Genomic DNA, 26,623 nt, shown 5'->3' on the forward strand with positions numbered 1-26,623 from the left:
TGGCACCCCGGTTGCAATGGTTGCCATCCGAACCCGCGGAACCAGCACCCAGGACCCCGACAGCGGCGAGAACGGCGCGATCGCGCCCGGAGGTGGATGTTGAACGACCAGACGGTGGCCATGATCAAACCAGCCGCGCAGCCCGGCGCGCCCGCGACGGCGTCCGGCCCGGTGGCCCCGGCGTCGAGCCCGGCGTCCGGCCCCGGCGACGCCCTCGTCGTCGTCGACCTCCACAAGACCTACCGCTCCGGATTCCTCAAGCGCCGCCTGCGCGGCGTCGAGGGCGTGTCGTTCGCGGTGCCGCGCGGCCAGGTCTTCGCGCTGCTCGGCCACAACGGGGCCGGCAAGACGACGACCATCAACTGCGTCCTCGACCTGGTGCATCCGGACGCGGGCGAAGTCCGCATCTTCGGCCGCGACCACCGCCAATGCGCCTCGCGCCGCGCCGTGGGGTACCTCCCCGAACGGCCCTACTTCTTCGAGCACCTCAGCGGCCGCGAGCTGCTGCGCTTCTACGCCGACCTGCTCGACCTGCCCCGGGCCGGCCGGGATGCCGACATCGACGCCGTGCTCGCCCGCACCGGCATGGCCGCCCACGCCGACCGCAAGCTGCGCAAGTTCTCCAAGGGCATGCTGCAGCGCATCGGCCTGGCCCAGACCCTGCTGGGCGACCCCGAGCTGCTGATCCTCGACGAACCCATGTCCGGGCTCGATCCCATGGGGCGCCGCGAGGTGCGCGAGCTGCTCCTCGAACTGAAGGCCCAGGGCAAGACGATCATCCTCTCGAGCCACATCGTCCCCGACGTGGAGGCCGTCGCCGACACGGTGGCGATCATGCGCGAAGGGCGTCTCGTCGAGACCCGGAACCTGCACGACTACAAGGCCGAGAGCAGCTACGGCGTGCACCTCGGCTGGCGCGAGGGGGCCCACGACGGCGCCCGCCTGCCCGACTGGGCCCGCCGGCAGATCCCCGCCGCCGGCGCCGACCGCGTCAGCGTCGAGGCGTCCGACGTCGACGCCCTGCGGGAACTGCTCGCCGCGTGCCACGCCGCCGACGTGCCCGTCCAGGCCGTCGACACCCGTCGCACCGGCCTCGAGGACATCTTCCTCGCCGCCCACGGACACCGGTCCCCGGTCGGCATTCCCGGCGAACGCGCCCCACGACCCCAAGGCGACACGGAGGTCGTCCGATGAACCGTCGCGTCACGGCCCTGGCCCTGAGCACCTTCCGCGAGACCGTCCGCGACCGGATCTTCTACCTGGTCGCCGTCTTCGGCTTCGTCATGCTGGCCAGCACGGCCGTCCTGGCGCCCATGAACGTGGGGGCCCAGGGCAAGATCATGTCCGACGTGGGCCTGGCGGCCATGGTCGTCTTCGGCCTCGTGGTCGCCGTCTTCGTGGGCAGCGCCATGGTCCGCAAGGAGATGGACAAGGGCACGATCGTCACCATCCTGGCCAAGCCGGTCGGTCGGCGCGAGTACCTGCTCGGCAAGTTCCTCGGCCTGAACCTGACCCTGGTCTCCATGCTCGCGGTGATGACCGCCCTCTTCCTGCTGATGCTGCTCATCGCGCCGGGCGCCTTCAGCCTCCGCTTCCTGGCGCCCATCTATCTCGGCTTCCTCGAGCTGATGCTGCTCAACGCGGTGGTGGTCTTCTACTCGACCTGCGTCTCGCCGATCCTCGCCGCGGTCTTCACCCTGGCCACCTTCGCCGTGGGGCACCTCAGCGAGAGCATCCGCGATTTCGGCCAGATGCAGGGCACGCCCTTCCAGCAGACCATGGCCGACGTCGTCTACTACCTGCTGCCCAATCTCGAGGTCTTCAACATGCGCGCGGCGGTGGTGCACGGCGACAGCGTGCCCCCGGAGCACCTGCTCATGGCGACGGTGTACGGCCTGAGCTGGACCGCCCTGCTGCTGCTGCTGGGCAGCGCCATCTTCGCCCGCCGGGAGCTGCGCGGATGACGGCCCTCGCCCGACACGGCACCGCGGTGCGGCTCGTGGCGACCTGCGCGCTCGTCATGACCATGGTCCTGACCCTGGCCCGCCTGGATCTGGCGAAGCGGACGGGCGACCGGGACGAGCGGCTCTACTTCCCGTCCGGCGCGTTCCTCGTGGAATCGAGCCTCGGCTTCCGGGCCGCCTTCGCCGACTACCTGTGGTTCCGCTTCATCCAGTACTTCGGTTCCTACGCCAAGGGCCAGCACGACCTGCGCTACTTCGACGTGCTGCTCGATTCCATCACGCGGCTCGACCCGCGCTTCATCGAGGCCTACCATTTCGGTTCGCTGGTGGCGTGGTCGGAGGAGGGCGATTTCGACAAGGCCGTCGACATCCTCAAGCGCGGTATCGTGCACAATCCCGACACGGCGGAACTGCCCTTCCAGGTCGCCTTCATCTACTACGTGTTCTACCGCGAGTACGCCCTGGCGAGTTTCTGGTTCGAGACCGCCTCGAAGTGCAGCGACGCCACCGACCGCGAGGCGCGCTTCGCGGCCTTCGCCCGCTACAAGGCCGGCGACGAGCGGGTCTCGCTCGAGCTCTGGCGCGACCTCGCGAAGAGCAGTTCCAGCCGCGAGATGCGCGAGCTGGCCGAACGCATGATCCGGAAGCTCGAGCGGAAGCTCGAGATCCGGCAGCTCTACGGGGACGACTTCATCGGCCCCATTCCCGAGGAGATCTGACGTGCCCGTCGCCCTGCAGGGAACCCCGTTCGCCGACACGGCGCTGCTGCTGGGCCTGGCCGCCTGGCTGGGCGCCTGCGTCGGCAGCTTCTCCAACGTCCTGATCTACCGTCTGCCGCGCAACCGCGACGTGGTGCGGGGGCGCAGCCACTGCCCGAGCTGCGCCAGGATGGTGGCGTGGTACGACAACATCCCGGTCGCGAGCTGGCTGCTGCTGCGGGGCCGCTGCCGCCACTGCCGAGCGGCCATCAGCCCGCGCTACCTCCTGGTGGAACTCGCCGGCGCCGCGTGCGCCCTCATCGGGGTGTGGCGTTTCGGATTCTCCCTGGAGGGGCTTTCTGCATCGTTCCTCCTGATCGTGCTGCTCGATATTGCATTGATCGACTGGGAGCACATGATCATCCCGCACACCCTGACGGTGGGCGGGGGACTGGTCGGCCTGGTGCTGTCGCTCTTCACCGTTCCCGGACTGCCCGCGGCGCTGCTCGGGATGGTCGTGGGGGCCGGGATCATCCTCGCGGTTTCCTGGGGCTACAAGCTGGTCCGCGGGGTGGTCGGCATGGGCGGCGGCGACGTCATGTTGATGGGCATGGTGGGGGTCTTCCTGGGGCCCTGGGGCGTGCTCGGCACCCTCTTCGGGGGGGCGCTGCTGGGCACCCTGTACGCGGTCACGGCCGGCCGGGGCTCGGTCGACGGGGCGGCCAAACTGCCCTTCGGCACCTTCCTGGCGGCGGCCGCGGCGGTGGTCCTGCTGTGGGGGCCCGACCTGCTCGCCCTCTACCTGTCGCGATTCTGACCCCGGACGGCAGATTCTGCCCGCACGGTCAACCGACTCTGGTTCTCCGGTTTCAGCGAATCCCCCGTGGCCCGGTGCTGCGGGGGATTTGCCGGTCTTTTGGGCTCAAGGTCGCCCCGGCGGTGCCGATCAGTTTTGTGGCACGCATGTTGCGAATCGCCCTTGGAGATGTCCGACACGGAGTGGGCATCCATCTGAATTCTCGAACTTCAAGGTAGGCTTGGCATGTTCGGATTCCTGAAACGGAAAAAGAAATCACTGATCGGCATGGATATCGGCTCCAATGTCGTGAAGTGCCTGCGGCTGGACCTGACGGGGGAGCGACCGGTCGTCACCCACTTCGCCATGGCGGACCTGCCGCCCGAGGCGATCGTGGACGGCGAGATCATGGATCGGGAACTCGTCATCGAAGCCATCCAGGAAGCGGCCCAGAAGGCCGGCATCCCCGACGAGCCCGTCGCCAGCGCCGTTGCCGGACGTGCGGTGATCGTCAAGAAGATCGTCATGGACAAGATGAGCGAGGCGGACGCCCGCGAGGCCATCTACTGGGAGGCCGAGCAGCACGTCCCGTTCGACATCGACGACATCACGCTGGACTTCCAGATCCTGCAGGACGACATCGGGGCCGACCAGATGGAACTGCTGCTCGTGGCCGCGAAGAAGGACATGATCCTCGGTCACGCCGAGCTGATCCGCGACGCGGGCTTCCGGCCGGTCGTCATCGACGTCGCCTCCTTCGCCAACCAGAACACCTGGGAGTACATCTCGAGCCACGGCGGCTTCACGGCGGGCGAGAAGCTGCCCCTCGACGAGCCCGTCGACGAGGGCGACTCGGTCGACGACCTGGCGCCGTTCGACGAGGACGAGGACGCGGACGCCGGGCCCGAGGCCGAGGCGAGCAGCAGCGAGTTCGTCGCCCTGCTCGACGTGGGCGGTGGCGTCACCAACGTGCACATCGTGCGCGACGGCGTGCCCTACTTCACGCGCGACCTGCCGGTCGGCGTGGCCCACTTCATCGAGGAGTTCCAGAAGCAGCTGGGCCTGACCTACGACACCGCCCACAACGTGGCGCGCGGTCACCTCGACGACGTGGATCCCCAGCTCGTGGCCGACATCGTGCGGTCCGTGGGCAGCGAGATCTACCAGGGTCTCGAGCCGAGCCTTTCCTACCTGAAGACCTCGGGTGAAGCCGATGGCATCGACCGCATCGTCCTGAGCGGCGGCGGTGCCCACCTGCCGGGTCTCCTGGAATACCTGTCCGAAAGCTACAACGTGCCCAGCGAGAAGGCCGACCCCCTGGCCGGGCTGGACTACGACCCTGAACTCTTCGGTGACGGAGAGGCCGAGGAGTTGAGCCCGCTGCTCACCGTGAGCGTCGGCCTGGCTCTCAGAGAGGCGGTGGGGAAATGATTCGCATCAATCTTCTCCCGCGGGACGAGATGCCGGCGCCCAGCAGGATGGCCCTGCCGAACGTCGCCGCCTTCGCCCCGCTCGTCCTGGTCTTCGTGGCGGCCCTCGGCATCGCCGGCGCCCACTGGCACCAGGCCCAGCAGATGTCGGCGCTGGAAACGACCATCGCCGAGGAAGAGGCCGAGACGCGTCGCCTGGCCCCCGAGATCGCCAAGATCAAGCGGCTGAACCAGCAGCGCAAGGACCTCAACGACCGTCTGGACGTCATCACGCGTCTGGACAGCGACCGCTACTTCCGCGTCCACCTGATGGACGAGCTGAACAAGAGCATGCCGCAGCACATGTGGCTGACGCGGCTCGAGGACATCGGCGCGGACAAGTACGCCGTCGAAGGCGTGACCTTCTCGAACTTCCTGATCAGTGACTTCCTGCAGAACGTCACGAACAGCCCGTACTTCGCCGCGGTCGACCTGCTCGTCGCGGAGAAGGGCGAGATCGAGAACGTGAAGGTCATCAAGTTCAAGGCCCAGGCGAAGGCCGTGCGGAAGCCCGCGTCGGCCCCGTTCGAGAGCTAGGAAAGGATCGCCATGGATATCAACGTCAAGGATCCGAAAATCCTGCGCTGGGCCGGTGCGGTGCTCGTGGTGGCGGTGGTCGTACCGATGTACTTCCTGTCGGCCAGCTACCCGTTCACCCATGCCTCGCGCAAGCAGACCATCGCGCAGCTGGACTCCCACCACCAGCAGCTGGCCCGCGACCTCGAACGCGCCCGGCTGCTCGTGCGGAACCTCGAGCGCGTGGAGAAGGAATACGCCATCCTCAACGAGCAGTGGCAGGTCGCCCAGACCCTGCTCCCCGAGGAGAACGAGATGCCCGACCTCCTGCGGAAGGTCACCGCGGCCGGCCAGCAGTCCGGAGTCGAGTTCGAGCTCTTCCGGCCGCAGACGCCGGTCAACCAGGGCTTCTACTCGGACAATCCGGTCGAGGTGCGGATCGCCGGCGGCTACCACCAGACGGGCGTCTTCCTGAGCCGTCTGGCCAACCTGAACCGGATCGTCAACGTGTCCAACCTGGAGATGGAGGGGATCGACGACCAGTCCGACACCCCGTTCACCGTCCAGACGGCCATGACGATCACCGCCTACACCCAGGGCGCCGCCAACGCGCCGGTGGTCGAGGGCGGAGAGAAGACCATCACTGCCCAGGCCGACGGCGGCGAGGGGCAGGCAGTCCGGGCCGGCTCGGCCCACTAAGGGAGTGATGATCATGCGCAAGCAGCTTCGGAACAAACCCTGCGCGGCGGTCCTGGTCATCCTGGCCGGACTGCTGGCGATCGGACCGGCCCTCGCGGACGAACCCGCGGCGGCCGACACGGAGGCGGCGACCCCGTCGGCGTCCTCCCGGGACCGGATCAATGCCATCCGGGCCAACGAGTTCTTCTACCAGAGCAACGGCAAAGAGGACCCGTTCGCGGCGCTGGTCAACGGCGACTTCGAGCAGACCACGGCGGCCGAACTGGTGGACATGAACAGCGCCCAGCTCGTGGGCGTCATGTGGGGCCAGGACGACAAGTTCGCCCTGGTCGAAGACGGAGAAGGTTTCGGTTATATCCTGCGTGTGGGCGATCGTGTCCGCAACGGTCGCGTCGTCAGCATTCGTAAGAACTCACTCACCGCGCGGGTCACTTTGTACGGAATCACCTCGCAGGTGGTCCTCAAACTGGAAAAGTCGGAGGGTAAGTAATGAACGCGAAGACCCGCTTTCTGTTGTTCGGTGCGCTGGCCGTCTCGCTGATGGCCATCCCGCTGGCGGCGTCCGCCCAGGACGCGGCCGCGGCCGCCGAGCCCGCCTACAAGGGGCGCCCGATCTCGCTTGACGTCCAGGAGGCCGAGATCGGGACCGTGCTCCGCTCCCTGGCCGGCTTCTCCGGCGTGAACATCGTCGCCTCCCCGCGCGTGCAGGGCAAGGTCACGGTGAAGCTGGAAGAGGTGCCCTGGGAAGAGGCCCTGACGGTGATCCTGCGGGCCCACAGCTTCGACTACGTCGAGGAGTCCGGCGTGTACCGGATCGACACGGCCGAGGAGCTCCGCCAGGAGAAGCTGGCCAAGGAGCGCGCCCGCAAGCAGGTCGAGGACCTGGAGGAGCTGCACCTGGGCCTGGCGACGCTGAGCTATGCCAACGCCAAGGAAGTGAAGGATGCCCTCGAGGACATGCTCACCGACCGCGGCCGGATCGACGTCGACCTCCGCACCAACAGCCTGCTCATCAGCGACATCCGTGCGCGGGTCGAGCTGGTGACCGAGATGGCCCGTGCCCTCGACACCCAGACCCCGCAGGTGGAGATCAACGCCCGCCTGGTCGACATCGACAGCCGCGCCACGCGCGACCTGGGCATCAACTGGGGCGTCAGCAACTTCCAGCCCGCCGGGACGAACATGACCGGCGCCATGGACATCGTCAACGAGGTCCAGAACGCGGCCGGCGACCTGCGGGTCGGCACCGTGCAGGACTGGGGCGAGCTGATGCTGCAGATCCAGGCCCTGGAGAACGACCAGAAGGCGCACCTGATCAGCAACCCGGTCATCACGACCACGGACAACCGCGAGGCCAGCATCCTGGTCGGCCAGAAGATCCCGCTGATCGTGGCCGACGAGGCCGGCAACGCCATCACGCAGCTGACGACCATCGGCATCATGCTGAAGGTGACCCCGCACATCAACAGCGAGAGCCGCATCACGCTGGACGTGCACAACGAGGTCAGCGACCTGTCGAGCCAGGCCACCGTGCAGGGCGGCGTCATCATCAACACCAGCGAGTCGGACACCCGCGTGCTGGTGGAGAACGGCGAGACCGCCATCATCGCGGGCCTGATCCGCAAGATCGACAGCAAGCTCGACAGCGGCGTGCCCGTCCTGATGGACATCCCGCTGATCGGGTCGCTGTTCCGTCACCGCTCGGACACCAAGGTCAGCCGGGAGCTCGTCATCTTCGTGACGCCGACCATCGTCGACGACACGTACATGACCCGCGACAAGCTGATGTCCGAGGCCGAGGTGACCTACGATCCCGAGAAGCTGTCCCGCTTCTAGGCATCGCCTCACGGCGGCTCCGGCCGCTCGCATCGAGACCTCCCGGGGATTGTCCCCCGGGAGGTCGTGTATTAGGATCCCCCCATGTGGACCTCCCTGATCGGATTCATGGCCAGCGGCAAGTCGAGCGTGACGCGCCGCCTGCAGGCCGCCACGAGCCGCCCCGCCCAGTCCCTGGACGCGGCGGTGTGCGCCCGTGCGGGCCGGGACATCCCGGCCATCTTCGCCGCCGAGGGCGAAGCCGGCTTCCGGGCCCTCGAACTGGAGACGCTGCGCGCCCTCGACCCGGACCGCCCCCTGGTGCTCGACACGGGGGGCGGCGTGGTGCAGACGCCGGCGGCCGTCGACCTGCTGCGGCAGCGGGGGGTCGTCGTGTGGCTCGACGCGCCCTGGGAGACGCTGCGGGCGCGCCTCAAGGAATCCGACACCGACAGCCGGCCGCTGATCGCGCGGCTGGGCTGGGCCGGCGTGGAGGAGCTGTACCGGAACCGCCGGCGTCTCTACGCGGCGGCGGCCGACTTCCGGCTGCGGGCCGACCAGGGCACGGTCGACGACCTGGCCCGCCGCGTCATGCTGCGCAGCCTGCAGTGGGAACGCACCCGCGAGGAGGACCGCCGGTGAGGGTCGTGGCCGGACGCTGGCGGGGGCGCCGCCTGCAGGCGCCGGCCGGCGAAGCGGTGCGGCCCACCACCGACCGCACCAAGGAGGCCCTGTTCAGCATTCTCGGTCCGCTGGTCGAGGGCGCCGTCGTGCTCGACCTGTGCTGCGGCGCGGGTGGCCTGGGCATCGAGGCCCTCAGTCGCGGCGCCGGCGAGGCGGTGTTCGTCGACGCGGCCCGCTCCTCCCTGCAGGCGGTCCGGGAGAACCTGGTCCGTTGCGGCGCCGGAGCCGGCACGTGGCAGCTGGTTGCGGGCGACGCCGAGACCTGGCTGCGCCGGTGGTCCGGGTCCGCGGGGCGGCCCTGGCTGCTGCTCTGCGATCCGCCCTACCCAACGGGCATCGCCGCGGCTATGATGTCCCTGGTCGCTTCGGGCACGTTGCCGGACGGCCTGCAGGCGGCGGTGGTCGAGTACGGGCCCCGCACGCCCGACACCGAGACCCTGCCCGCGGGGTGGCGGGAACGGCGCTACGGCGAGAGCCGGCTGGCGGTGTTCCGGCCCGTCGACCCGGCGGCCGCCGCGGAAGACGCGCCATGACCCGCCACGTGCTGTACCCCGGCTCCTTCGATCCCGTCACCCTCGGCCACGTCGACATCCTCGAGCGCGCGCGGAAGCTGTTCGACCGGGTCACGGTGGTCGTGGCCGCCTCGGGCAAGGCGGGCCTGCTGCCGGTGGCGGAGCGGGTCGAGCTCTTCCGGCAATCGGTGCGCCATCTGGACGGCGTGGAGGTCCACCCGTTCACCGGCCTGCTCGTCGACGAGGTGCGGCGCCGGGGCGCCGACGCGGTCGTCCGGGGCATCCGCACCGCCGGCGACTACGAGCACGAATGGAGTCTGGCGGGCGTGAACGCCTTGCTTTCGTCCGACGTGGAATACATATACTTCCTCGCGCGGCCCCACATGGCGGCCGTCAGCAGCACCCTCGTGCGCGACGTGATCCGGCACGGGGGCGACCTGGCGCAGCTGGTGCCGGCCCCGGTGGCCGCCGCCCTCGCCGGCCGCGGCGGCGCCTGACGTCAACCGGCGTCGTCGCCGGTGCGCATCGGGATCCGGCCCGGTGACGTTTCCCTGACCCGACCCCTGCGGAGTCCGACGTGTTTCTCGACATCGCCACCATCACCATCGCCTCCGGAGACGGGGGAGACGGCTGCGTCTCGACCCGCCGCGAGAAGCACGTCCCGCGCGGCGGCCCCGACGGCGGCAACGGCGGCACGGGCGGTTCGGTCTGGTTCGAGGCGACTTCCGACATGTCGACCCTGCTCGATTTCCGCTACCGGCGCGAGTACAGGGCGGACAACGGCCAGCCGGGCGGGGGGCGCAAGTGCACCGGCGCCGACGGTGCCGACATCGTGGTGCGGGTCCCCTGCGGGACCGCGGTCTACGACGAGGCCGACGGCACGCTTCTGGCAGACCTCACCGACGACGGGCAGCGGCTGCTGCTGGCCAAGGGCGGCCGCGGCGGCAAGGGCAACTGGGAATTCCGCAACGCCCGCAACCAGACGCCCATGCACGCCACGCCGGGCAAGCCGGGCCGCAGCCGCAAGGTCCGGCTCGAGCTCAAGCTCATCGCCGACATCGGCCTGGTGGGCGAGCCCAACGCCGGCAAGAGCACGCTGCTGTCGGTGATCACGGCGGCGCGACCCAAGGTGGCCGACTACCCGTTCACGACCCTCGTGCCGAACCTGGGCATCGTCGACCTGGGGGAGTACCAGAGCTGCACCCTGGCCGACATTCCCGGGCTCATCGAGGGCGCCAGCCGGGGCAAGGGGCTCGGCCACGAGTTCCTGCGCCACGTCGAACGCACGCGGGCGCTCCTGCTGCTGGTCGACCCGTCGCTGGAGGCGCCGCGGCGGGCCCTGGACGTGCTCCGCCGCGAACTGCGCGAGCACGGCAGCCGCCTCGCCGAACTGCCCTTCGCCGTCGCGGTCACGAAACAGGACCTGCTCGACCCCGTCGCGGCCGAGACCGCCCTGGCCGAGGCCCGCGCCTGGGGCGAGGAGAACGGCGCCGGCGAGGTCATCATGATCTCGTCGGCCACCAACCAGGGCCTCGACCAGCTGCGGCACCTCCTGCGCCGTCTCTACGAGGCCTGATCCCCTCCCGGATCGGAACGCCTGCCATGTTCGCTGCCGTGCCGCCTCGCGGACCGGCCGACGGGGACGTCCGTCTGCTGCGGCCCACCGATGCCGCCTGGCCCGGACTGCTGACCCGCATCCCGGATCCGCCGCCGCATCTGCACGTCCTCGGTGATCCGGCCTGGCTCGACCGCCCCGCCGTGGCCATCGTGGGCACGCGCCGCGCGACGCCCCGCGGGCTGGCCGTGGCCCACGGGGCGGCCCGGGCCCTCGCGCTGCAGGGCTGGACCATCGTCAGCGGCCTGGCCCTCGGGATCGACGCCGCGGCCCATCGGGGTGCGCTCGCCGGGGGCGGCGGCACCGTGGCGGTCATGGGCACCGGGCCCGACCGGGTCTATCCGGCCTGCCACCGTGGTCTGCAGGGGGAGATCCTGGCCCGCGGCTGCGCCGTCACCGAACTCGAGCGGGGCGCGCCCGCCCTGCCGCACCACTTTCCGAAACGCAACCGGATCATCGCGGCGCTCGTACAGGCCGTCATCGTCGTCGAGGCCCCGCTGCAGAGCGGAGCCATGCACACGGCCCGCACCGCCCTGGACTACGACCGCGACGTCTTCGCGGTGCCCGGTCCGGTCGACCTCGAGGCCCACCGCGGCTGCCACCGGCTGCTGCGCGACGGGGCCCATCTCTTCGAGGGGGTGGGGGACGTCGAACGGGTCCTCGGGCCGCCGCCGGCGCCCGCGGCGACCGGCCGGTGCGACGTTGCGGGCGCGCCGCCGGTCCCGGACGACGGCTCGGCCGCCCGCTGGATCCTCGACCGGCTCGACCTCGAGGGCGTCCGGCGGGACGATCTGCGCCGCCGCTGGCCCGGCGACGAGGCCACCTGGCTCGAAGGGCTGACCGCTCTCGAACTGGCCGGCCTGATCCTGAGGTTGCCCGGTGGGCGGGTCGCCCGTAGAATCTGGTCCGGTCCCTGAACGTTCGCTCATCCGGAAGGATCGCCCGTGATCTCCGTGCGGAATCTCGTCAAGAAGTACGGTTCCCACCGGGCCGTCGACGGCCTGGACTTCACCGTGGCCAAGGGGGAGCTCTTCGGCCTGCTCGGGCCCAACGGCGCCGGCAAGACGACGACCATCAGCGTCCTGGCGACGCTCCTGCCCGCCGACGGCGGCAAGGCCGAGATCGGCGGCCACGACGTGGCCTCCGACGCGGCCGCGGTCCGCCGGCTGATCGGCGTCGTGCCGCAGGAGATCGCCCTCTACACCGACCTGACCGCCCGCGACAACCTCCAGTTCTGGGGACGTCTGTATGGCCTGACGGGCCGCACCCTGTCCGCGCGCGTCGACGAACTCCTGGAGATGGCCGATCTCGTCGAGCAGGCCGGCCAGAAGGTGGGGACCTTCAGCGGCGGCATGAAGCGGCGCCTGAACCTGGTCGTGGGCCTGATCCACGGGCCCGAAGTGCTCTTCCTGGACGAGCCCACGGTGGGCATCGACGCCCAGGCCCGCGAGCGCATCCTCGACCTCATCGAGAGGCTCGGCGCCGAGGGGATGACCGTCGTCTACACCACGCACTACCTCGAGGAGGCCGAGAAGCTGTGCGACCGGATCGGCGTCATCGATCACGGACGCATGGTGGCCCTGGGCGACAAGGAGCAGCTCATCGGCCAGATCGGCGACACCGACCAGATCCGTTTCCAGCTGCCGCCCGATCGGCGCGCGGAGTTCGCGGCCGCGTTCGCCGGCCGTGACGGCGCGCGCGAGGTGTCCGAGCGCCGGGGCAAGGTCGAGGTCCGCACGCCCGACGGCGCGGCCCTGCTGCCGGACATCCAGGCCTGGCTGGCGGCGCGCGACCTGCCCCTCGAACAGCTCGAGGTGGTGCGCCCCAACCTCGAGACGCTCTATCTCAACCTGACCGGCCGCGGGCTGAGGGAGTAGCCGTGCTCGTCTTCGCCCTCGTCCGCAAGGACCTGCGCCGCGCCGCCTCCGATCGGCGCGCGATGCTGGTCAGCCTCGCCCTGCCGCTGCTGCTGACGGCCATCATGGGCCTCAGCTTCGGGCGCGGGAGCGGGGGCGTGTCGGCCATCCCCATCCTCATGGTCGGGGCCGACCTGCCCGACCAGATGCAGGACCGCCTGAAGGAGGGCCTCGAGGAATCGGGCTGGTTCACCGTGGCCTGGAGCGACTCCGCGGCCGCGGATGCGGCCGTGCGGCGGGGCGACGTCGCCGCGGCGGTAATCTTCCCGGACGGGATCTTCACGCGCCTGATCGACGGCGACGCGGTGCGGCTCGAGGTCTGGAAGGATCCGGGCAGTCCGCTCAAGAGCGACATCGTGGCGGAGATCCTCAGCCGCATCGTCCGGCCGTACCAGGCCGGCGAAGCGGCCTACGAATCCCTCTGGCCGGAGGATCGCGCCCGCGGCGAGGGCGAATTCCGCGCCGACGAGTACTTCGCCGGCGACTTCAACGACGTCTGGAAGCGGTTCCGCGGCGGCGAGAACGACCCGGTGCTGCGGGAGGCGCGCGACCGCTTCATGACGATCATGGACCACCAGGTGGCCCTGTCCGATGCCATGGCAGCCGACCGGATCGTGCTCGAGGTGCACGACAAGGCCCCGGCCGGTGCCTTCGCCGAGGGCGAGGAGATCAACCTCTTCGACACGTTCCTGCCGAGCTTCGCGGTCTTCTTCCTCATGTTCGCCGTCTCCGGGGCCGCCCGGGACCTTCACCGGGAGCGCGAACGCCTCACCCTGCAGCGCCAGCTGTTGAGCCCCATGCGCGGCATCGACTTCGTGGTCGGCAAGTGGGTGGGGGCCGTGTTCCAGGGCGCGGGACAGCTCCTGGTGCTCTTCGGGGCGGGGGCGATCCTCTTCAAGGTCAATCTCGGGCCCGATCCGCTGGCCCTGCCGGTCATGGCCCTGTTGACCTCGGCCGCCGGCGCGGGCGTCTTCCTGTTCCTGGCCCTGGTCACCCCGTCGGAGAAGGTCATGGACAACCTGGCCACGGTGGTGATCCTGGTCTCGGCCATGATCGGGGGCAACTTCGTGCCGGTCGAGTCCCTGCCCGGCTGGGTCGCGTCCGTGGGGCGCTTCGCGTTCAACTACTGGGCGAACCTGGGCTTCAGCGAAGTCGTCGCGCGCGATCACGACCTGGGCGCGGCCCTGGGGCCCGTCCTCGTCCTGGCCTCGATCGCGGTCACGCTCTTCGCGGTCAACGTGCTGCTGTTCATGGCGCGCGCGCGCCGGGGAGGCCTGACGTGAACGGCGCGGTCATCCTGGCGCTGGTGCGCCTGCGCCTCGTGCGCGTCCTGCGCGACCGCATGGGGCTGGTCTGGCTCCTGGTCATGCCCATGGTCTTCTCGTTCCTCATGGGCGAGCTCATGGGGGGCATGAACAGCGGCGGCGGCACGCGGGCCCTGCCCCGCTTCCTGGTGGCCGACGCCGACGGGACCGTGGCGGTCGACCGGCTCCTGGCTCCCCTGCTCGACAACGAGCGGTTCCGGGTCGTCCGGGAGGACACGAACCTCACCGTCACCGAAGCGCGGGCGGCCGTCGAGAACGGACGCCACACCGCCGTCCTCATTGTCCCGCAGGATTTCGGCGCCCGGGTCGCGGCCGGAGAGCGGGCCGAGCTGACCCTCGCCTACGACTCCGACCGGCTCAGCAGCCAGACGGTGCGCACCACCCTCGAGCAGGCGGTGCTGCGGACCAACGCCGAAGCCGCCGCCCGCAGTCTCGTGGCGGCGCCCGGTGGCCCGGTGCCGCGCGACCGGGCGGCCGCCTTCGACGCGGCGGTCTTCGACAGCCTCTGGACGCGGCCCCGTGTCAGCCTCGAGGCGACCACCCTCGGCCGGGTCGAGGACGACGACTGGGGCCTGACCCGCTCCCATCAGCACGTGGGGCCGGCCTACGTCCTCTTCTTCGTGATGATGTTCCTGATGATGACGGCGAAGGAGCTCGTCCAGGCCCGCCGCGACCGCACCCTCGATCGCCTCGTCACCAGTCGCGCCCGCTCGGGCGAACTCGTGCTGGGGATCTTCCTGGGGGGAATGGCCATCGGCCTGGTCCAGGCCGCGGTGCTGCTCGTCCTGAACAGCCTGGCGTTCGGCATCGACTACGGCGACTCGCCGCTCGGCCTGGCCCTGACGGTGTTGCTGTTCGCGGCCTTCGCGGCGGGGGCGTCGATCGTCCTCGGCGCGGTCGCCCGCACCGAGGCCCAGGCCGACGGTCTGGGCATGGCGCTGACCATGACCATGGCGGCCCTCGGCGGCCTGTGGTGGCCCCTGGAGATCGTGCCGGCCATCATGCAGCGCGTCGGGCACGCCCTGCCCACCGGCCAGGCCATCACCTGCTTCCACGACATGATCGGCCGGGGCTACGGGCTCGCCGACCTGGCGCCGCTGCTCGTCGGGCTGGGGGTCTGGGCCGGAGCGGCCCTGCTGCTGGGGGCGTGGCGCCTGCGCCGGCTGGTCACCGGCGCCTGAGGGCGGCGCGCCTCAGTTCTCCGTGTCGAAGCCCACGATGGGCGGCAGCTGGGGCTGGCCGGAGGCCTTGATCTCCCCGTGCACCGCCTCATAGCGCTCGATGTTCGCCTTCAGGTTCGCCTGCAGCGCCTTCATGGCCATGGGCGTCATGATCACCCGCGCATGCACCTTGGCCTTGGGCACCCCGGGCACGATCCGGGCGAAGTCCAGGATGAACTCGGCCTGGCTGTGGGAGACGAGGCTCAGGTTGCTGTACACGCCCTCGGCTTCCTTCTCACCCAGATCGATGGCGATGCGCTGCTGCTGCGGTTTCTTGTCCATGGGGCCTCCCCGGGAACACCGGTCCCGAAATTGACAGTGCCGGACCCGGGTGATAGCTTCCGGGCGCAGCCGATTGTCCTCGTACCCAACCAAGAATACGGCCATGACCTCAAAAGACAAGCAGTTCGCCGTCGAGCGGCAAATCATCGGCCGGATCGCGGGCCGACGCCTGGCGGTCATCGGCGACTCCATGGTCGACCGCTTCCTGTGGGGGCGCGTCGACCGCATCAGCCCCGAGGCGCCGGTGCCGGTGGTCCGCATCGAGCGCGAGACCGTCAAGCTGGGGGGAGCGGCCAACGTGGCGGCCAACATCCGGGCCCTGGGCGCGGAGGTCGTGCTCTTCGGGATCGCGGCCGCCGACGAGGCGGGCCGCCAGTTGCGCGACCTGCTCACCGAGCGGGGCATCGACCCGGCCGGCCTGGTGGCCGACGGCGACCGCCCCACGACCATCAAGACCCGCATCATCGCCCACAACCAGCAGGTGGTCCGGGCCGACCGCGAAGACGACGCGCCGGCCGCCGACGCCACCATCGACCGGCTGCTCGGCCAGCTGGGTGCCGCGGGCCCCTTCGACGGCATCATCTTCAGCGACTACGGCAAGGGCGTCCTGACCGACGCCGCCCTGGACCGGGCCATCGCGGCGGGCCGCGCCGCGGGCGTGCCCATGGTGGTCGACCCGAAGAAGGGGGACTACAGCCAGTATCGCGGCGTCAGCAGCCTGACGCCCAACCAGAAGGAAGCGGAGCAGGCCTGCGCCCTGCCCATCGTCGACGACGAGAGCCTGCGCGAGGCGGGTCGCCGTCTCCTGGAGCGCACCGAGGCCGAGGCCGTCCTGATCACCCGGGGCGAACACGGCATGGCCCTCTTCGGCCGCGCCGGCTCGGACGACCGCCTCGCCACCCGCGCCACGACCGTCTACGACGTCACCGGGGCCGGCGACACGGTCATCGCCGTCTACACCGCGGCCCTGGCCGCCGGAGCGAGCTTCCTCGACGCGGCGCACCTGGCCAACCACGCGGCGGGCCTGGCCGTGCGCGAGCTGGGCACGGCGGCCATCACCGCCGCGCAGCTCGAAGCCATCCTGGGCGGCGGGGGCGACGCGTGAGCGCGGCTCCCGCACGTGGCGTGGTCCTGGACCGCGACGCCCTCGCGGCGTGGGGAGAGGCCGTCCGGGCGGCGGGACGCACCATCGCCTTCACCAACGGCTGCTTCGATCTGGTGCATTCCGGTCACCTCGCCAGCCTGGTCCAGGCCGCCGGCGCGGCCGACGAATTGATTGTCGCTCTCAACTCCGACCCCTCGGTGACGCGCCTCAAGGGAACCGGCCGGCCGATCCTCCCGGAAGCCGACCGCGCGGCCCTGATCGCGGCCTTGCGACCGGTTTCCGCGGTCACCATATTTGACGAGCCGACACCGCTGGAGGTCATCCTCCGGATCCGGCCTGACGTGCTCGTCAAGGGGTCCGAGTACGCCGAAGCGGACATCGTGGGCGCGCCCGAGGTGAAGTCCTGGGGCGGCCGCGTGGTCCGCGTGCCGATGGTGCCCGGCTGGTCGACCTCCCAGATCATCGACGCGGTTCGGCGATTGCCTTGAACGGTCGATCCCGCCCGCGTGCGACGCGTGCGCCGGGCGGCCAACTCGTCCGATCATCACGATCGACCGGACAAAGAGGAGACGTCATGAGCAGGATCAAGACCATCATCCTGGGTGCCGCGGGCCGCGACTTCCACAATTTCAACTGCGTCTACCGTGACAACGAGACCTACGAGGTCGTGGCCTTCACCGCGACGCAGATCCCCGACATCGACGGCCGACGCTACCCCGCCGCCCTGGCGGGTTCGCTCTATCCGGAAGGCATCCCCATCCACGACGAGGGCGACCTCGAGGCCCTCATCGCCGAGACCGGCGCCGAGCAGTGCGTCATGGCCTACAGCGACCGCTCGTACCAGCAGGTCATGAGCCTCGGCTCGATCGTCAACGCCGCGGGCGCCGACTTCCTCATGCTCGGCGAGCGCCACACCCAGCTGAAGAGCACCAAGCCGGTGATCAGCGTCACCGCCGTGCGCACGGGCTGCGGCAAGAGCCAGACCAGCCGCCGCATCTGCGAGATCCTGCGGGGCGCGGGCAAGAAGGTCGTCGCCGTGCGGCACCCCATGCCCTACGGCGATCTCGCCGCCCAGCGCGTGCAGCGCTTCGCCGAAGTGGCCGACCTCGCGAAGCACAATTGCACCATCGAGGAGATGGAGGAGTACGAACCGCATGTCGTCGCCGGGGGCGTCATCTACGCGGGTGTCGACTACGAGGCCATCCTGCGCGAGGCCGAGAAGGAGGCCGACATCATCCTCTGGGACGGCGGCAACAACGACACGCCGTTCTTCCGGCCCGACCTGGCGGTGGTCGTGGCCGACCCGCACCGGGCGGGCCACGAGTTGAACTACTATCCGAGCGAGACCAACCTGCGCCTGGCCGACGTCGTTGTCATCAACAAGGTCGTCGAGGCCGAGTTCGAGGACATCGAGACCGTGCGCGACAACATCCGGGCGGTCAACCCGGGCGCCCTGGTTATCGACGGCGCCAGTCCCCTGACCATCGAGGGCGATTTCGACATCGCCGGCAAGAAGGTCCTGGTGGTCGAGGACGGCCCGACCCTGACCCACGGCGAGATGACCTACGGCGCCGGCGTCGTGGCCGCCATGCGCATGGGCGCCGAGGAGCTCGTCGATCCGCGCCCCTGGGCCACCGGCCGCCTGGCCGAGACCTTCGAGCACTACCCCGAGATCGGGACCCTGCTGCCGGCCATGGGCTACGGCGCCGAGCAGGTGGCCGATCTCGAGAAGACCATCAACGCGGTCGAGTGCGACGCCGTGGTCATCGGCACGCCCATCGACCTGAACCGGATCGTGAAGATCGACAAGCCCACGGTCCGGGTGCGGTACGATCTGCAGGAGATCGGCAAGCCCGACTTCCCGCAGATCCTGAAGCGGTTCCTGTAAGGGAAGACCCGTCACGAGTGTGTTCGCGACCAGATCGGCCGGGCGGAGCCCCGGGGTCGGGGTTCTGCCGACCGGTCGCATTCCGGGGAGGAATTGAGTGAATATCCACGAATACCAGGCCAAGGAGATCTTCACGGCCCACGGCCTGCCGGTGCCCGGCGGGCAGGTCGCGAGGACGCCCGACGAGGCCGTGGCGCTGGCCGAGCAGTACGGCCTGCCCGTCATGGTGAAGTGCCAGGTGCTGACCGGCGGCCGCGGCAAGGCCGGCGGCATCAAGTTCTGCAAGACCATGGACGACGTCCGCACCAACGCGACGAACATCCTGGGCATGGACATCAAGGGCCATTCGGTGCACAAGGTGCTGATCACGCCGGCCGTGGACATCGCGAGCGAGTACTACCTCGGCATGCTCATCGACCGCAACACCCAGCGCGTCCTGCTGATGGCCAGCGCCGAGGGTGGCGTCGAGATCGAACAGGTCGCCAAGGACACCCCGGAACTCATCTTCAAGTTCGCCATCGACCCGCGCTACGGTCTGCTCGACCACGAGGCCATGGAGATGGGCCTGAAGCTCTGCCCCGGCGACGTCAAGAAGGCGCGCCAGTTGGCCGTCGCCATGCAGAAGCTCTACCAGGCCTTCGTCCATGCCGACGCCAGCCTGGCCGAGGTGAACCCGTTCATCTTCACGCCGGACGGCCAGGGCCACGCCATCGACGCCAAGGTCAACCTGGACGACAACGCCATGTTCCGGCATCCGGACTACGAGCCCATGCGCGACACCGAGGCCGAGGACCCGAGCGAGCGCGCCGCCCGCGAGGCCGGCCTCAGCTTCGTCAAGCTCGAGGGCAACGTGGGCTGCCTGGTCAACGGCGCCGGCCTGGCCATGGCCACCATGGACCTGGTCAAGTACTACGGCGGCCAGCCCGCCAACTTCCTCGACATCGGCGGTTCCTCGAACCCCGAAAAGGTCGTCAACGCGCTGAAGATCATCCTCAGCGACCAGGAAGTGAAGGCCATCCTGTTCAACATCTTCGGCGGCATCACGCGCTGCGACGACGTGGCCAAGGGCATCATCGAGGCGACCAAGCGCATGGACATCAACGTGCCCATCGTCGTGCGCCTGACCGGCACCAACGAGGAGGAGGGCCGCGCCCTGCTCACCGAGACCGAGCTGCATCCGGCCGCGACCATGGACGAGGCCGTGCAGAAGGCCATCGAACTGGCCGGTTGAACACCCTGAACGATTGACACGAGGCGCCTCCGCGGGCGCCCGATCCGAGGAGATTCGAAAATGGCGATTTTTGTCGACGACTCCACCAAGGTGGTCGTTCAGGGGATCACGGGCCGGGACGGCGGTTTCCACACCAAGGAAATGATGGCCTACGGCACGAAGATCGTGGCCGGCGTGACCCCGGGTCGCGGCGGCCAGAAGTTCGAGGACAAGGTCCCCGTGTACGACACGGTGAAGGAGGCGGTCCAGGAGCACGGCGTGAACACGTCGGTCATCTTCGTGCCGCCCTTCGGCGCCGCCGGCGCCATCTACGAGGCCGCGGACGCGGGCTGCAAGCTCATCGTCTGCATCACCGAGGGCGTGCCCACGGTGGACATGGTCAAGGTCATGCCGTACCTGCAGGAACGCGGCGTGCGCCTGATCGGCCCCAACTGCCCCGGCCTGCTGGCCCCGGGCATCGCGAAGCTGGGCATCCTGCCCGCCAGCATCGTCAAGGAAGGCCCCGTGGGTCTGGTGTCCCGTTCGGGCACCCTGACCTACGAGGTCGTCTACCAGCTGACCGCCGCGGGCCTGGGCCAGACCACCTGCCTCGGCATCGGCGGCGACCCGGTCATCGGGACCAACTTCCTGGACTCGATCAAGGCCTTCAACGAGGACCCGAAGACCGAGGCCATCGTGATGATCGGCGAGATCGGCGGCGACGCCGAGGAGCAGGCGGCCGAGTACATCAAGGCCAACGTCAAGAAGCCGGTGGTCAGCTTCATCGCCGGCCAGACGGCGCCTCCGGGCAAGCGGATGGGCCACGCCGGCGCCATCGTCTCCGGCGGCACCGGCACGGCGGCCGAGAAGCAGAAGGCGCTGGAGGCCGCGGGCATCCCCGTGGCGGCCCGGCCCATGGACGTGGTGCCCAAGCTGCAGGAAATCTGGCACCCGTAGCACGATCGCTTATATTGGCGGCCGAGAATGAGAACCGGTTGCCATGACGGCACAGCGGGCGACCTCCCCGGAGGCGCCCGCTGGTTTCCACCCGGAACCGGCCGTGGCCGGCCCGGACCGACAAAGGACACGAGCATCCCATGCAGAAGACCTACTTCATGATCAAGCCCGAGATCGTCGCCGCCGGCGACCAGAAGATCGGCGCCATCCTGGCCATCGTGAACCAGGCCGGGTTCCGCATCACGAACCTGGAGCTGCGCCGGCTCGACCGCGCGCTGGTCGAGGATTTCTACGGCGAGCACCGCGAGCGCCCGTTCTACGGCGAGCTGTGCGACTACATCGCCGGCGGCCCGGTCGTGACCATCGGCCTCGAGCGCGAAAATGCGGTGGCCGCCCTGCGCGAGCTGATCGGTGCCACGAATCCGGCCGAGGCCGCCACGGGCACCATCCGCGACCTGTTCGGCGCCTCGCTGCAGAACAACGCGGTCCACGCGTCGGCCAATCCGGACGATGCGGCCCGCGAGCTGGCCCTGATTTTCGGCGTCTGAGCCCCCGCCGACGGGCCCGGGTGCCCGTCGGCCGCACTTGACAGCCCCGCAGGCGCTGATTACAGTTTGGCGCCTGCAACCGTCTTTGGAAAAGCTGGTCCCGCATGGAATTGGATCTCGACAGGCAGGAGCCGGGCCGTTCCGAACTGCCCATTTCCGGGCGCCTGGCCCTCGACGCCGGCGACGACCGGGTCGCCGAGGCCGAGTTGCGCGGAGATCTGGTGATCCAGAACATCGAGAGCCGCTTCCTGGTGAACGGCAGCCTCGAGGCGGTGGGGCGGACGACCTGCGGCCGTTGCCTGCAGGAATTCGACCTCAGCTGGGACGTTCCGGTCGACCTCATGGTGCTGCGGAACGTCGACAGCGACGAGGAGGAGGGGGAGACCCTCCTGATCCTGCAGAGGGACGGCGTGGTCGACCTGCGCGAATCCCTGCGGGAGTGCACGCTGCTGGCCTACCCGCAGAGCCCCGTGTGCCGCGAGGATTGCCGCGGACTCTGTGCCCAGTGCGGTTGCGACCTCAACAGCGAGAGCTGCGACTGCGCCGACAACGACAATGACCCCCGGTGGGACGGACTGCCCGAGTAGCCCCCGCCGAGCCCGACAACACCCGTGAGCCACAAGCCCGAGGGCCGGCTCCAACCGGAGGAATCCGATGGCTGTTCCGCAAAGTAAGACGTCCAAGTCCAAGAAGGGCCTGCGTCGCGCCAACTGGCACCTCGAGAAGCCGGATCCGAACAAGTGCCCCCACTGCGGCGCCCCGCGCCTGCCGCACCGCGTGTGCCGCGACTGCGGGTACTACGGCGAGCGCGAGGTCCTGGTCGTCGAGAAGTAGCGACCGGCAGCGAGGCTGAACATCGCCGCGCCTGCGGGTGCGGCCCGGCAGGGAGGTCGGTTCATGAGCGCAGCGAAACCGGTGATCGCGGTCGACGCCATGGGGGGCGACCACGGGCCTTCCGTGGTGGTGCCCGGCGCGATCGCGGCCCTGACCCCCGATTCGCCCTTCGAACTGGCTCTCTACGGCGATCCGGCCGCCATCGAGGCGGCCCTCGACCAGGCAGGTGCCGCTGGCCTGCCTGTTTCCGTGGTCCCCTGCACCCAGGACATCGAAATGGGCGAGGCGCCCGCTTCGGCCATCCGCAACAAGAAGGACAGCCCCATCGTCCGGGCCATGGCCGATCAGAAGGCGGGCCAGGTCCAGGCGGTGGTGTCCGCCGGCTCCACCGGGGCCATGGTCGCCGCCAGCCTGATCATCCTCGGGCGCGTCGCGGGCGTCGACCGTCCGGCCATCGCCACCCTGATCCCGACCGTGCGGGGCCATCTGGTCCTGCTCGACGCGGGCGCCAACACCCAGTGCACCGCCGAACACCTGGTCTGCTTCGCCCGCATGGGCGACGTCTTCGTGCGCCAGATGTTCGCCGTCGAGGCGCCGGCCGTCGGCCTGCTGAACATCGGTTCCGAGCCCAAGAAGGGCCCGGAACTCTACGTCGAGACCCATGCCCTGCTGGCGGACTCCGGCCTGAACTTCGTCGGCAACATCGAGGGCAACGACTTCATGCTCGGCCCCTGCGACGTGGTGGTGGCCGATGGCTTCATGGGCAACAACGCCCTGAAGATGGTGGAGGGGTTCGCCCGCTTCATGGGCGCCCTCGCCCGCCGGCCCGACCTGCCGGCCGACGTCCAGGCCGGCCTGCGGCCCGTGCTGGGCTTCCTGCAGCGCGACTTCTCCTACGAGAAGTACGGCGGGGCCCTGCTGCTGGGCGTCCAGGGCATCAGCGTCATCGCCCATGGCCGCAGTTCGGCCCTGGCCATCACCAACGCCGTCAAGGTGGGGTGGGACATGGTCCGCAACGACGTGCTGGACCGCATGGCGTCTCTCGAGGCCTAGGGCCCGAGCCGCTGTCCCGGCGCCCCGCGCCGCCTGCCCGCCGAATCGAGGAGAGCCATGAGCGCCATCCGCATCCCGATGATCTTTCCCGGCCAGGCGTCCCAGGTCGTGGGCATGGCCCGCGACCTCGCGACGGCCGGCGGCCCCGCGGCCGATTTCCTGGCCACGGTGAACGATGCCCTCGGCGACGACCTGACCGGGGTCATGTTCGAGGGCCCGGGAGAGACCCTCACCGAGACCCACAATGCCCAGCCCGCCATTCTCGCCCATTCGGTGGCGGTGGCGCTGGCGCTGCGCGCCCAGGGCGTCGAGCCGTCGCTCGTGGCAGGCCACAGCCTGGGCGAGTTCAGCGCCGCCGTGGCCGCCGGGGCCCTCAGTCCGCTCGACGGGCTGCGCCTCGTGCGCGAGCGGGGCCGTCTCATGTTCGCCGCGGGGCAGGAGGTTCCGGGGACCATGGCCGCGGTCCTCGGCCTGGCGAGCGACAAGGTCCGTGAGGTCTGCGCCGCCGTCGACGGCGTCGTGGTCCTGGCCAACGACAACACCGAGGGGCAGGTGGTGATCTCGGGCGAGGTGCCTGCCGTCGAGGCCGCCGAAGCCCCCCTGAAGGAGGCCGGCGCCCGCCGGGTCCAGCGCCTCAACGTGAGCGGCGCTTTCCATTCGCCACTGCTCGAGGGGGCGGCCGCGGCCTTCCGGGAGGTCCTGGCCGGCGTCGACTTCGCCGCCCCGACCGTCCCGCTGGTGGCCAACGTCGATGCGCGGCCGGTCACCACGGCGGCCGGCCTGCGCGAGGGATTCGGCCGGCAGCTCACCTCCTCGGTCCTCTGGCGGGACATCATGGCCCACATCGCCGGCGGCGCGCCGGCCCCCCGCGTGGTGCTCGAGGTCGGACCGGGGCGGGTCCTGTCCAACATGGCCAAACGGGCCTATCCGGACACGACCTTCATCGCCGTCGGCAGCGTCGAGGATCTCGCCGGTCTGGAAGACAGTTTGGCCGCGGCCGGATTCGACAGCTGAACCCGTTTCTCGGGCAAGTTGTGTAAGTGATTGCTGGAAAGGAATTTGAAATGAGCAACAAAGCCGTCATCGTCACAGGCGCCAGCCGGGGGATCGGCGAGTCGATCGCCCGGGAACTGGCGGCCGCCGGCTACGACCTGGCCCTGGTCGCGCGTTCGGCGGAGCGCCTGGAGGCCCTGGCCGCCGAGTTGTCCGGCGACGTGAAGTGCATCGCCCTGCCCGGTGACATCGGATCGTGGGACGACGCCCAGCGCATCGTCGACGCGACCCACGCCGAATTCGGCGCCCTCTGGGGCCTGGTCAACAACGCGGGCATCACCCGCGACGGCCTGCTGATGCGCATGTCGCCGGAGAACTGGCAGGCGCCGATCGATGTGAACCTGAACGGGACCTTCTACTTCACCCGGGCGGCGACCCCGATCATGATGCGCCAGCGGGAAGGCCGCATCGTGAACATCACCTCCGTAATTGGCTTGACCGGAAACGCCGGACAGGCTAATTATGCTGCATCGAAGGCCGGAATCATTGCCCTGACCAGGTCGGTGGCCAAGGAACTGGGCAGTCGCGGCGTGACCAGCAACGCGGTCGCGCCGGGCTTCATTTCCACCGACATGACCGCGGACCTTCCGGAGAAGGTGCGCGACGAAATGTTGAGCCAGATCCCCCTCAAGCGCTTCGGCGAGGGGAAGGACGTGGCCGGCGTGGTCAAGTTCCTTTTGTCTCCGGAAGCCTCCTACATCACCGGCCAGACGCTGGTGGTCGACGGCGGCATGATAGATTAAGCACAACTTTCACGTTCCCCAGGAGGGTAACCTGATGGCGTCGATTCAGGAACAGGTGTACGAGATCATCCAGCGCAAGCTGTCCGTCAACCCCGAGCAGATCACTCCCGAGGCCTCGTTCACCGAGGATCTGGGCGCCGACTCCCTGGACACGGTCGAGCTGGTGATGGACCTCGAGGAAGAGTTCAACATCACGATCCCGGAAGAGGATCAGGAGAAGCTGCGGACCGTCCAGGACGCCATCGACTACCTCGAGTCGAACCTGGACTGATCCCCGCGCCCGCGACCGCGTGCGCGACGCATCCGCCGTGGATCTCACGCCCGGTCCCCACAAGAAAGTGGTGGGACCGGGCGTGATTGTGCATATAATGACCATCGGTTAGGTGAACACACGGGGCACCCGGCGCCGCCGGGTGCGGCGCGCTGCAGCGTCCGGTCAACCCGTTTCCCACCCCCTGGAGGTGTCCGTTTTGTCCTCTCGCAGAGTCGTCGTCACCGGAATCGGCATGGTTACCGCGGTCGGCCTGGACCGCGACAGCACCTGGCAGAGCCTCATCGCCGGGCGGGGCGGCATCGCCACCCTCGACGGATTCCCGCTCGATGAGTTGAAGACCACTTTCGGGGCCCAGATCAAGGACTTCGACCCTTCGGTCTGCATGGACCCGAAGGAGGCCCGCAAGGCCGACCGCTTCGTGCAGTTGGCCATGGCGGCGGCCGACCAGGCCATGGTCCAGTCCGGCCTGGGGGAACCCGAGGACTCCTTCCGCGCCGGCGTGATCATCGGATCCGGCATCGGCGGCATGCTCACCTTCGAGGAGCAGCACACCAAGCTCATGGAGCGGGGTCACCGCGGCGTTTCGCCGCTGTTCATCCCCATGATGATCGGCGATATGGCCAGCGGCCTGGTCTCGATCCGCTACGGGTTCCGGGGCGCCAACTACTGCACGGTGAGCGCGTGCGCCTCGGGCGGACACGCCATCGGCGCCGCCTTCGACCAGATCATGCTCGGGCATGCCGATGTGATGATCACCGGCGGCTCCGAGGCGGCGGTCTGCGACATGGCCCTGGCGGGCTTCGCCAACATGAAAGCCCTCAGCTCGCGCAACGATGCGCCGGAGAAGGCCAGCCGTCCGTTCGACAAGGAGCGGGACGGTTTCGTGCTGGGCGAGGGCGCAGGCATCCTCATCCTCGAATCCGAGGAGCATGCCCTGGCCCGCGGTGCGACCATCCTCGGCGAGGTCTGCGGCTACGGCATGACCGGCGACGCCTACCATATGACCCAGCCCGACCAGGAAGGCACCGGCGCCATCGGTTCCATGCGGCAGGCGGTGCGCACCAGCGGCATCCGGCCCGAAGAGGTGGGCTACATCAACGCCCACGGCACCTCGACCTATTTCAACGACCGTGGCGAGACGCTCGCCATCAAGGCCGTCTTCGGTGACCACGCCCATGCGCTGCGGGTCAGTTCGACCAAGTCCATGATCGGCCACCTGCTGGGCGCCGCCGGCGGGGTCGAGGCGGCGATCACGGTGCTGGCGCTCAACACGGGCATCCTGCCGCCGACAATCAATCTCGACAACCCCGACCCCGAGTGCGACCTCGACTACATCCCGCACGAGGCGGTCAAGCAGGACGTCGAGTATGCCCTGTCGAATTCGTTCGGGTTCGGGGGCCACAACGTGACGCTCTGTTTCCGGGCGCGGAGGTAGTCCGCGGCCCAG

At 69.5% G+C, this 26,623-nt stretch carries 31 protein-coding genes; 30 read left to right on the top strand and 1 reads right to left on the bottom strand.

All coding sequences use genetic code 11. The features are described from left to right. Positions 1–96 precede the first annotated feature (96 nt). The 17 genes from KDM41_00900 to KDM41_00980 all read left to right on the top strand — a co-directional run bounded on the left by KDM41_00900 (position 97) and on the right by KDM41_00980 (position 15,190). Entirely contained in the window at positions 97–1,194 is a 1,098-nt protein-coding gene (locus tag KDM41_00900) for an ABC transporter ATP-binding protein (GenBank protein MCB1181967.1), read from the top strand. Continuing rightward, complete coding sequence (locus tag KDM41_00905) at positions 1,191–1,964, top strand: ABC transporter permease subunit (GenBank protein MCB1181968.1); 774 nt, start codon at positions 1,191–1,193, stop codon at positions 1,962–1,964. Before KDM41_00900 ends, KDM41_00905 begins: the two co-directional genes overlap by 4 nt. Beyond that, a complete protein-coding gene (locus KDM41_00910; protein ID MCB1181969.1) occupies positions 1,961–2,683 on the top strand; it encodes a hypothetical protein in 723 nt (240 codons plus the stop codon). The genes KDM41_00905 and KDM41_00910 overlap by 4 nt, the downstream gene beginning before the upstream one ends. Position 2,684: 1 nt before the next feature. Beyond that, entirely contained in the window at positions 2,685–3,479 is a 795-nt protein-coding gene (locus tag KDM41_00915; GenBank protein MCB1181970.1) for a prepilin peptidase, read from the top strand. 267 nt (positions 3,480–3,746) lie between these two features. Next, entirely contained in the window at positions 3,747–4,889 is a 1,143-nt protein-coding gene (pilM, locus tag KDM41_00920; protein MCB1181971.1) for a type IV pilus assembly protein PilM, read from the top strand. Further along, complete coding sequence (locus KDM41_00925) at positions 4,886–5,464, top strand: PilN domain-containing protein (protein ID MCB1181972.1); 579 nt, start codon at positions 4,886–4,888, stop codon at positions 5,462–5,464. Before pilM ends, KDM41_00925 begins: the two co-directional genes overlap by 4 nt. A gap of 12 nt (positions 5,465–5,476) precedes the next feature. After that, the gene (gene pilO / locus KDM41_00930) at positions 5,477–6,142 is read left to right on the top strand and encodes a type 4a pilus biogenesis protein PilO (protein ID MCB1181973.1); all 666 of its coding nucleotides are present in this window, start codon (positions 5,477–5,479) and stop codon (positions 6,140–6,142) included. Between the two features lie 7 nt (positions 6,143–6,149). Then, the gene (locus KDM41_00935) at positions 6,150–6,632 is read left to right on the top strand and encodes a hypothetical protein (protein ID MCB1181974.1); all 483 of its coding nucleotides are present in this window, start codon (positions 6,150–6,152) and stop codon (positions 6,630–6,632) included. Continuing rightward, positions 6,632–7,978, top strand: a complete 1,347-nt coding sequence (locus KDM41_00940; GenBank protein ID MCB1181975.1) for a hypothetical protein — start codon at positions 6,632–6,634, stop codon at positions 7,976–7,978. The genes KDM41_00935 and KDM41_00940 overlap by 1 nt, the downstream gene beginning before the upstream one ends. A gap of 84 nt (positions 7,979–8,062) precedes the next feature. After that, entirely contained in the window at positions 8,063–8,599 is a 537-nt protein-coding gene (locus KDM41_00945; protein MCB1181976.1) for a shikimate kinase, read from the top strand. Beyond that, positions 8,596–9,174, top strand: a complete 579-nt coding sequence (gene rsmD, locus KDM41_00950; GenBank protein MCB1181977.1) for a 16S rRNA (guanine(966)-N(2))-methyltransferase RsmD — start codon at positions 8,596–8,598, stop codon at positions 9,172–9,174. The genes KDM41_00945 and rsmD overlap by 4 nt, the downstream gene beginning before the upstream one ends. Next, entirely contained in the window at positions 9,171–9,650 is a 480-nt protein-coding gene (gene coaD, locus KDM41_00955; protein ID MCB1181978.1) for a pantetheine-phosphate adenylyltransferase, read from the top strand. Before rsmD ends, coaD begins: the two co-directional genes overlap by 4 nt. 80 nt (positions 9,651–9,730) lie before the next feature. After that, a complete protein-coding gene (gene obgE / locus KDM41_00960) occupies positions 9,731–10,729 on the top strand; it encodes a GTPase ObgE (protein MCB1181979.1) in 999 nt (332 codons plus the stop codon). Positions 10,730–10,755: 26 nt separating this feature from the next. Further along, positions 10,756–11,685, top strand: a complete 930-nt coding sequence (gene dprA, locus KDM41_00965) for a DNA-processing protein DprA (GenBank protein MCB1181980.1) — start codon at positions 10,756–10,758, stop codon at positions 11,683–11,685. A gap of 27 nt (positions 11,686–11,712) precedes the next feature. Further along, entirely contained in the window at positions 11,713–12,645 is a 933-nt protein-coding gene (locus tag KDM41_00970) for an ABC transporter ATP-binding protein (GenBank protein ID MCB1181981.1), read from the top strand. A 2-nt stretch (positions 12,646–12,647) separates the two neighbouring features. Continuing rightward, complete coding sequence (locus KDM41_00975; protein ID MCB1181982.1) at positions 12,648–13,967, top strand: ABC transporter permease; 1,320 nt, start codon at positions 12,648–12,650, stop codon at positions 13,965–13,967. Continuing rightward, positions 13,964–15,190, top strand: a complete 1,227-nt coding sequence (locus KDM41_00980; GenBank protein MCB1181983.1) for an ABC transporter permease — start codon at positions 13,964–13,966, stop codon at positions 15,188–15,190. Before KDM41_00975 ends, KDM41_00980 begins: the two co-directional genes overlap by 4 nt. 12 nt (positions 15,191–15,202) lie before the next feature. Here the strand turns inward: KDM41_00980 and KDM41_00985 are convergent, their stop codons facing one another. After that, positions 15,203–15,511 carry a DUF3467 domain-containing protein gene (locus KDM41_00985; GenBank protein ID MCB1181984.1) on the bottom strand — a complete coding sequence of 103 codons (309 nt, stop codon included), beginning with the start codon at positions 15,509–15,511 and terminating at the stop codon, positions 15,203–15,205. A 103-nt stretch (positions 15,512–15,614) separates the two neighbouring features. On the opposite strand from KDM41_00985, the gene rfaE1 reads away from it, so the two are divergent. The 13 genes from rfaE1 (at position 15,615) to fabF (ending at position 26,611) form a co-directional block, all read left to right on the top strand. Beyond that, entirely contained in the window at positions 15,615–16,616 is a 1,002-nt protein-coding gene (gene rfaE1, locus KDM41_00990) for a D-glycero-beta-D-manno-heptose-7-phosphate kinase (protein MCB1181985.1), read from the top strand. 20 nt (positions 16,617–16,636) lie between these two features. Beyond that, the gene (locus KDM41_00995) at positions 16,637–17,104 is read left to right on the top strand and encodes an adenylyltransferase/cytidyltransferase family protein (protein MCB1181986.1); all 468 of its coding nucleotides are present in this window, start codon (positions 16,637–16,639) and stop codon (positions 17,102–17,104) included. An 86-nt stretch (positions 17,105–17,190) separates the two neighbouring features. Then, on the top strand, positions 17,191–18,504 hold the full coding sequence (locus tag KDM41_01000) for a GTPase (GenBank protein ID MCB1181987.1): 1,314 nt from the start codon (positions 17,191–17,193) through the stop codon (positions 18,502–18,504). Positions 18,505–18,601: 97 nt separating this feature from the next. Next, complete coding sequence (gene sucC, locus KDM41_01005) at positions 18,602–19,735, top strand: ADP-forming succinate--CoA ligase subunit beta (protein ID MCB1181988.1); 1,134 nt, start codon at positions 18,602–18,604, stop codon at positions 19,733–19,735. A gap of 60 nt (positions 19,736–19,795) precedes the next feature. After that, on the top strand, positions 19,796–20,671 hold the full coding sequence (gene sucD / locus KDM41_01010; GenBank protein ID MCB1181989.1) for a succinate--CoA ligase subunit alpha: 876 nt from the start codon (positions 19,796–19,798) through the stop codon (positions 20,669–20,671). A 140-nt stretch (positions 20,672–20,811) separates the two neighbouring features. Further along, the gene (locus KDM41_01015) at positions 20,812–21,219 is read left to right on the top strand and encodes a nucleoside-diphosphate kinase (protein MCB1181990.1); all 408 of its coding nucleotides are present in this window, start codon (positions 20,812–20,814) and stop codon (positions 21,217–21,219) included. A gap of 104 nt (positions 21,220–21,323) precedes the next feature. Beyond that, a complete protein-coding gene (locus tag KDM41_01020) occupies positions 21,324–21,806 on the top strand; it encodes a DUF177 domain-containing protein (protein ID MCB1181991.1) in 483 nt (160 codons plus the stop codon). Positions 21,807–21,873: 67 nt separating this feature from the next. After that, positions 21,874–22,053 (top strand): 50S ribosomal protein L32, encoded by a 180-nt coding sequence (gene rpmF / locus KDM41_01025; GenBank protein MCB1181992.1) that lies wholly within the window; start codon positions 21,874–21,876, stop codon positions 22,051–22,053. A 63-nt stretch (positions 22,054–22,116) separates the two neighbouring features. Further along, entirely contained in the window at positions 22,117–23,106 is a 990-nt protein-coding gene (plsX, locus tag KDM41_01030) for a phosphate acyltransferase PlsX (protein MCB1181993.1), read from the top strand. 66 nt (positions 23,107–23,172) lie between these two features. Next, on the top strand, positions 23,173–24,120 hold the full coding sequence (fabD, locus tag KDM41_01035; GenBank protein ID MCB1181994.1) for an ACP S-malonyltransferase: 948 nt from the start codon (positions 23,173–23,175) through the stop codon (positions 24,118–24,120). Positions 24,121–24,170: 50 nt separating this feature from the next. Beyond that, positions 24,171–24,902, top strand: coding sequence for a 3-oxoacyl-[acyl-carrier-protein] reductase (fabG, locus tag KDM41_01040; protein MCB1181995.1), 732 nt, complete (start codon positions 24,171–24,173; stop codon positions 24,900–24,902). Positions 24,903–24,936: 34 nt separating this feature from the next. Then, positions 24,937–25,173: an acyl carrier protein gene (gene acpP / locus KDM41_01045; GenBank protein MCB1181996.1), complete on the top strand. Its 237-nt coding sequence runs from the start codon at positions 24,937–24,939 to the stop codon at positions 25,171–25,173. A 199-nt stretch (positions 25,174–25,372) separates the two neighbouring features. Next, positions 25,373–26,611, top strand: coding sequence for a beta-ketoacyl-ACP synthase II (fabF, locus tag KDM41_01050; protein MCB1181997.1), 1,239 nt, complete (start codon positions 25,373–25,375; stop codon positions 26,609–26,611). The last annotated feature ends 12 nt before the right edge of the window (positions 26,612–26,623 follow it).

The organism is bacterium, from assembly GCA_020440705.1.
Taxonomy (GTDB): domain Bacteria; phylum Krumholzibacteriota; class Krumholzibacteriia; order LZORAL124-64-63; family LZORAL124-64-63; genus JAGRNP01.

What these genes read in the sequence shown, in the direction of transcription:
- KDM41_00900 (MCB1181967.1), top strand. Translation starts at nt 97, where the DNA reads ATGTTGAACGACCAGACGGTGGCCATGATCAAACCAGCCGCGCAGCCC.
- KDM41_00905 (MCB1181968.1), top strand. Translation starts at nt 1,191, where the DNA reads ATGAACCGTCGCGTCACGGCCCTGGCCCTGAGCACCTTCCGCGAGACC.
- KDM41_00910 (MCB1181969.1), top strand. Translation starts at nt 1,961, where the DNA reads ATGACGGCCCTCGCCCGACACGGCACCGCGGTGCGGCTCGTGGCGACC.
- pilM (MCB1181971.1), top strand. Translation starts at nt 3,747, where the DNA reads ATGGATATCGGCTCCAATGTCGTGAAGTGCCTGCGGCTGGACCTGACG.
- KDM41_00925 (MCB1181972.1), top strand. Translation starts at nt 4,886, where the DNA reads ATGATTCGCATCAATCTTCTCCCGCGGGACGAGATGCCGGCGCCCAGC.
- pilO (MCB1181973.1), top strand. Translation starts at nt 5,477, where the DNA reads ATGGATATCAACGTCAAGGATCCGAAAATCCTGCGCTGGGCCGGTGCG.
- KDM41_00935 (MCB1181974.1), top strand. Translation starts at nt 6,150, where the DNA reads ATGATCATGCGCAAGCAGCTTCGGAACAAACCCTGCGCGGCGGTCCTG.
- KDM41_00940 (MCB1181975.1), top strand. Translation starts at nt 6,632, where the DNA reads ATGAACGCGAAGACCCGCTTTCTGTTGTTCGGTGCGCTGGCCGTCTCG.
- KDM41_00945 (MCB1181976.1), top strand. Translation starts at nt 8,063, where the DNA reads ATGTGGACCTCCCTGATCGGATTCATGGCCAGCGGCAAGTCGAGCGTG.
- coaD (MCB1181978.1), top strand. Translation starts at nt 9,171, where the DNA reads ATGACCCGCCACGTGCTGTACCCCGGCTCCTTCGATCCCGTCACCCTC.
- dprA (MCB1181980.1), top strand. Translation starts at nt 10,756, where the DNA reads ATGTTCGCTGCCGTGCCGCCTCGCGGACCGGCCGACGGGGACGTCCGT.
- KDM41_00985 (MCB1181984.1), bottom strand. Translation starts at nt 15,511, where the DNA reads ATGGACAAGAAACCGCAGCAGCAGCGCATCGCCATCGATCTGGGTGAG.
- rfaE1 (MCB1181985.1), top strand. Translation starts at nt 15,615, where the DNA reads ATGACCTCAAAAGACAAGCAGTTCGCCGTCGAGCGGCAAATCATCGGC.
- KDM41_01000 (MCB1181987.1), top strand. Translation starts at nt 17,191, where the DNA reads ATGAGCAGGATCAAGACCATCATCCTGGGTGCCGCGGGCCGCGACTTC.
- sucD (MCB1181989.1), top strand. Translation starts at nt 19,796, where the DNA reads ATGGCGATTTTTGTCGACGACTCCACCAAGGTGGTCGTTCAGGGGATC.
- KDM41_01015 (MCB1181990.1), top strand. Translation starts at nt 20,812, where the DNA reads ATGCAGAAGACCTACTTCATGATCAAGCCCGAGATCGTCGCCGCCGGC.
- KDM41_01020 (MCB1181991.1), top strand. Translation starts at nt 21,324, where the DNA reads ATGGAATTGGATCTCGACAGGCAGGAGCCGGGCCGTTCCGAACTGCCC.
- rpmF (MCB1181992.1), top strand. Translation starts at nt 21,874, where the DNA reads ATGGCTGTTCCGCAAAGTAAGACGTCCAAGTCCAAGAAGGGCCTGCGT.
- plsX (MCB1181993.1), top strand. Translation starts at nt 22,117, where the DNA reads ATGAGCGCAGCGAAACCGGTGATCGCGGTCGACGCCATGGGGGGCGAC.
- fabG (MCB1181995.1), top strand. Translation starts at nt 24,171, where the DNA reads ATGAGCAACAAAGCCGTCATCGTCACAGGCGCCAGCCGGGGGATCGGC.
- acpP (MCB1181996.1), top strand. Translation starts at nt 24,937, where the DNA reads ATGGCGTCGATTCAGGAACAGGTGTACGAGATCATCCAGCGCAAGCTG.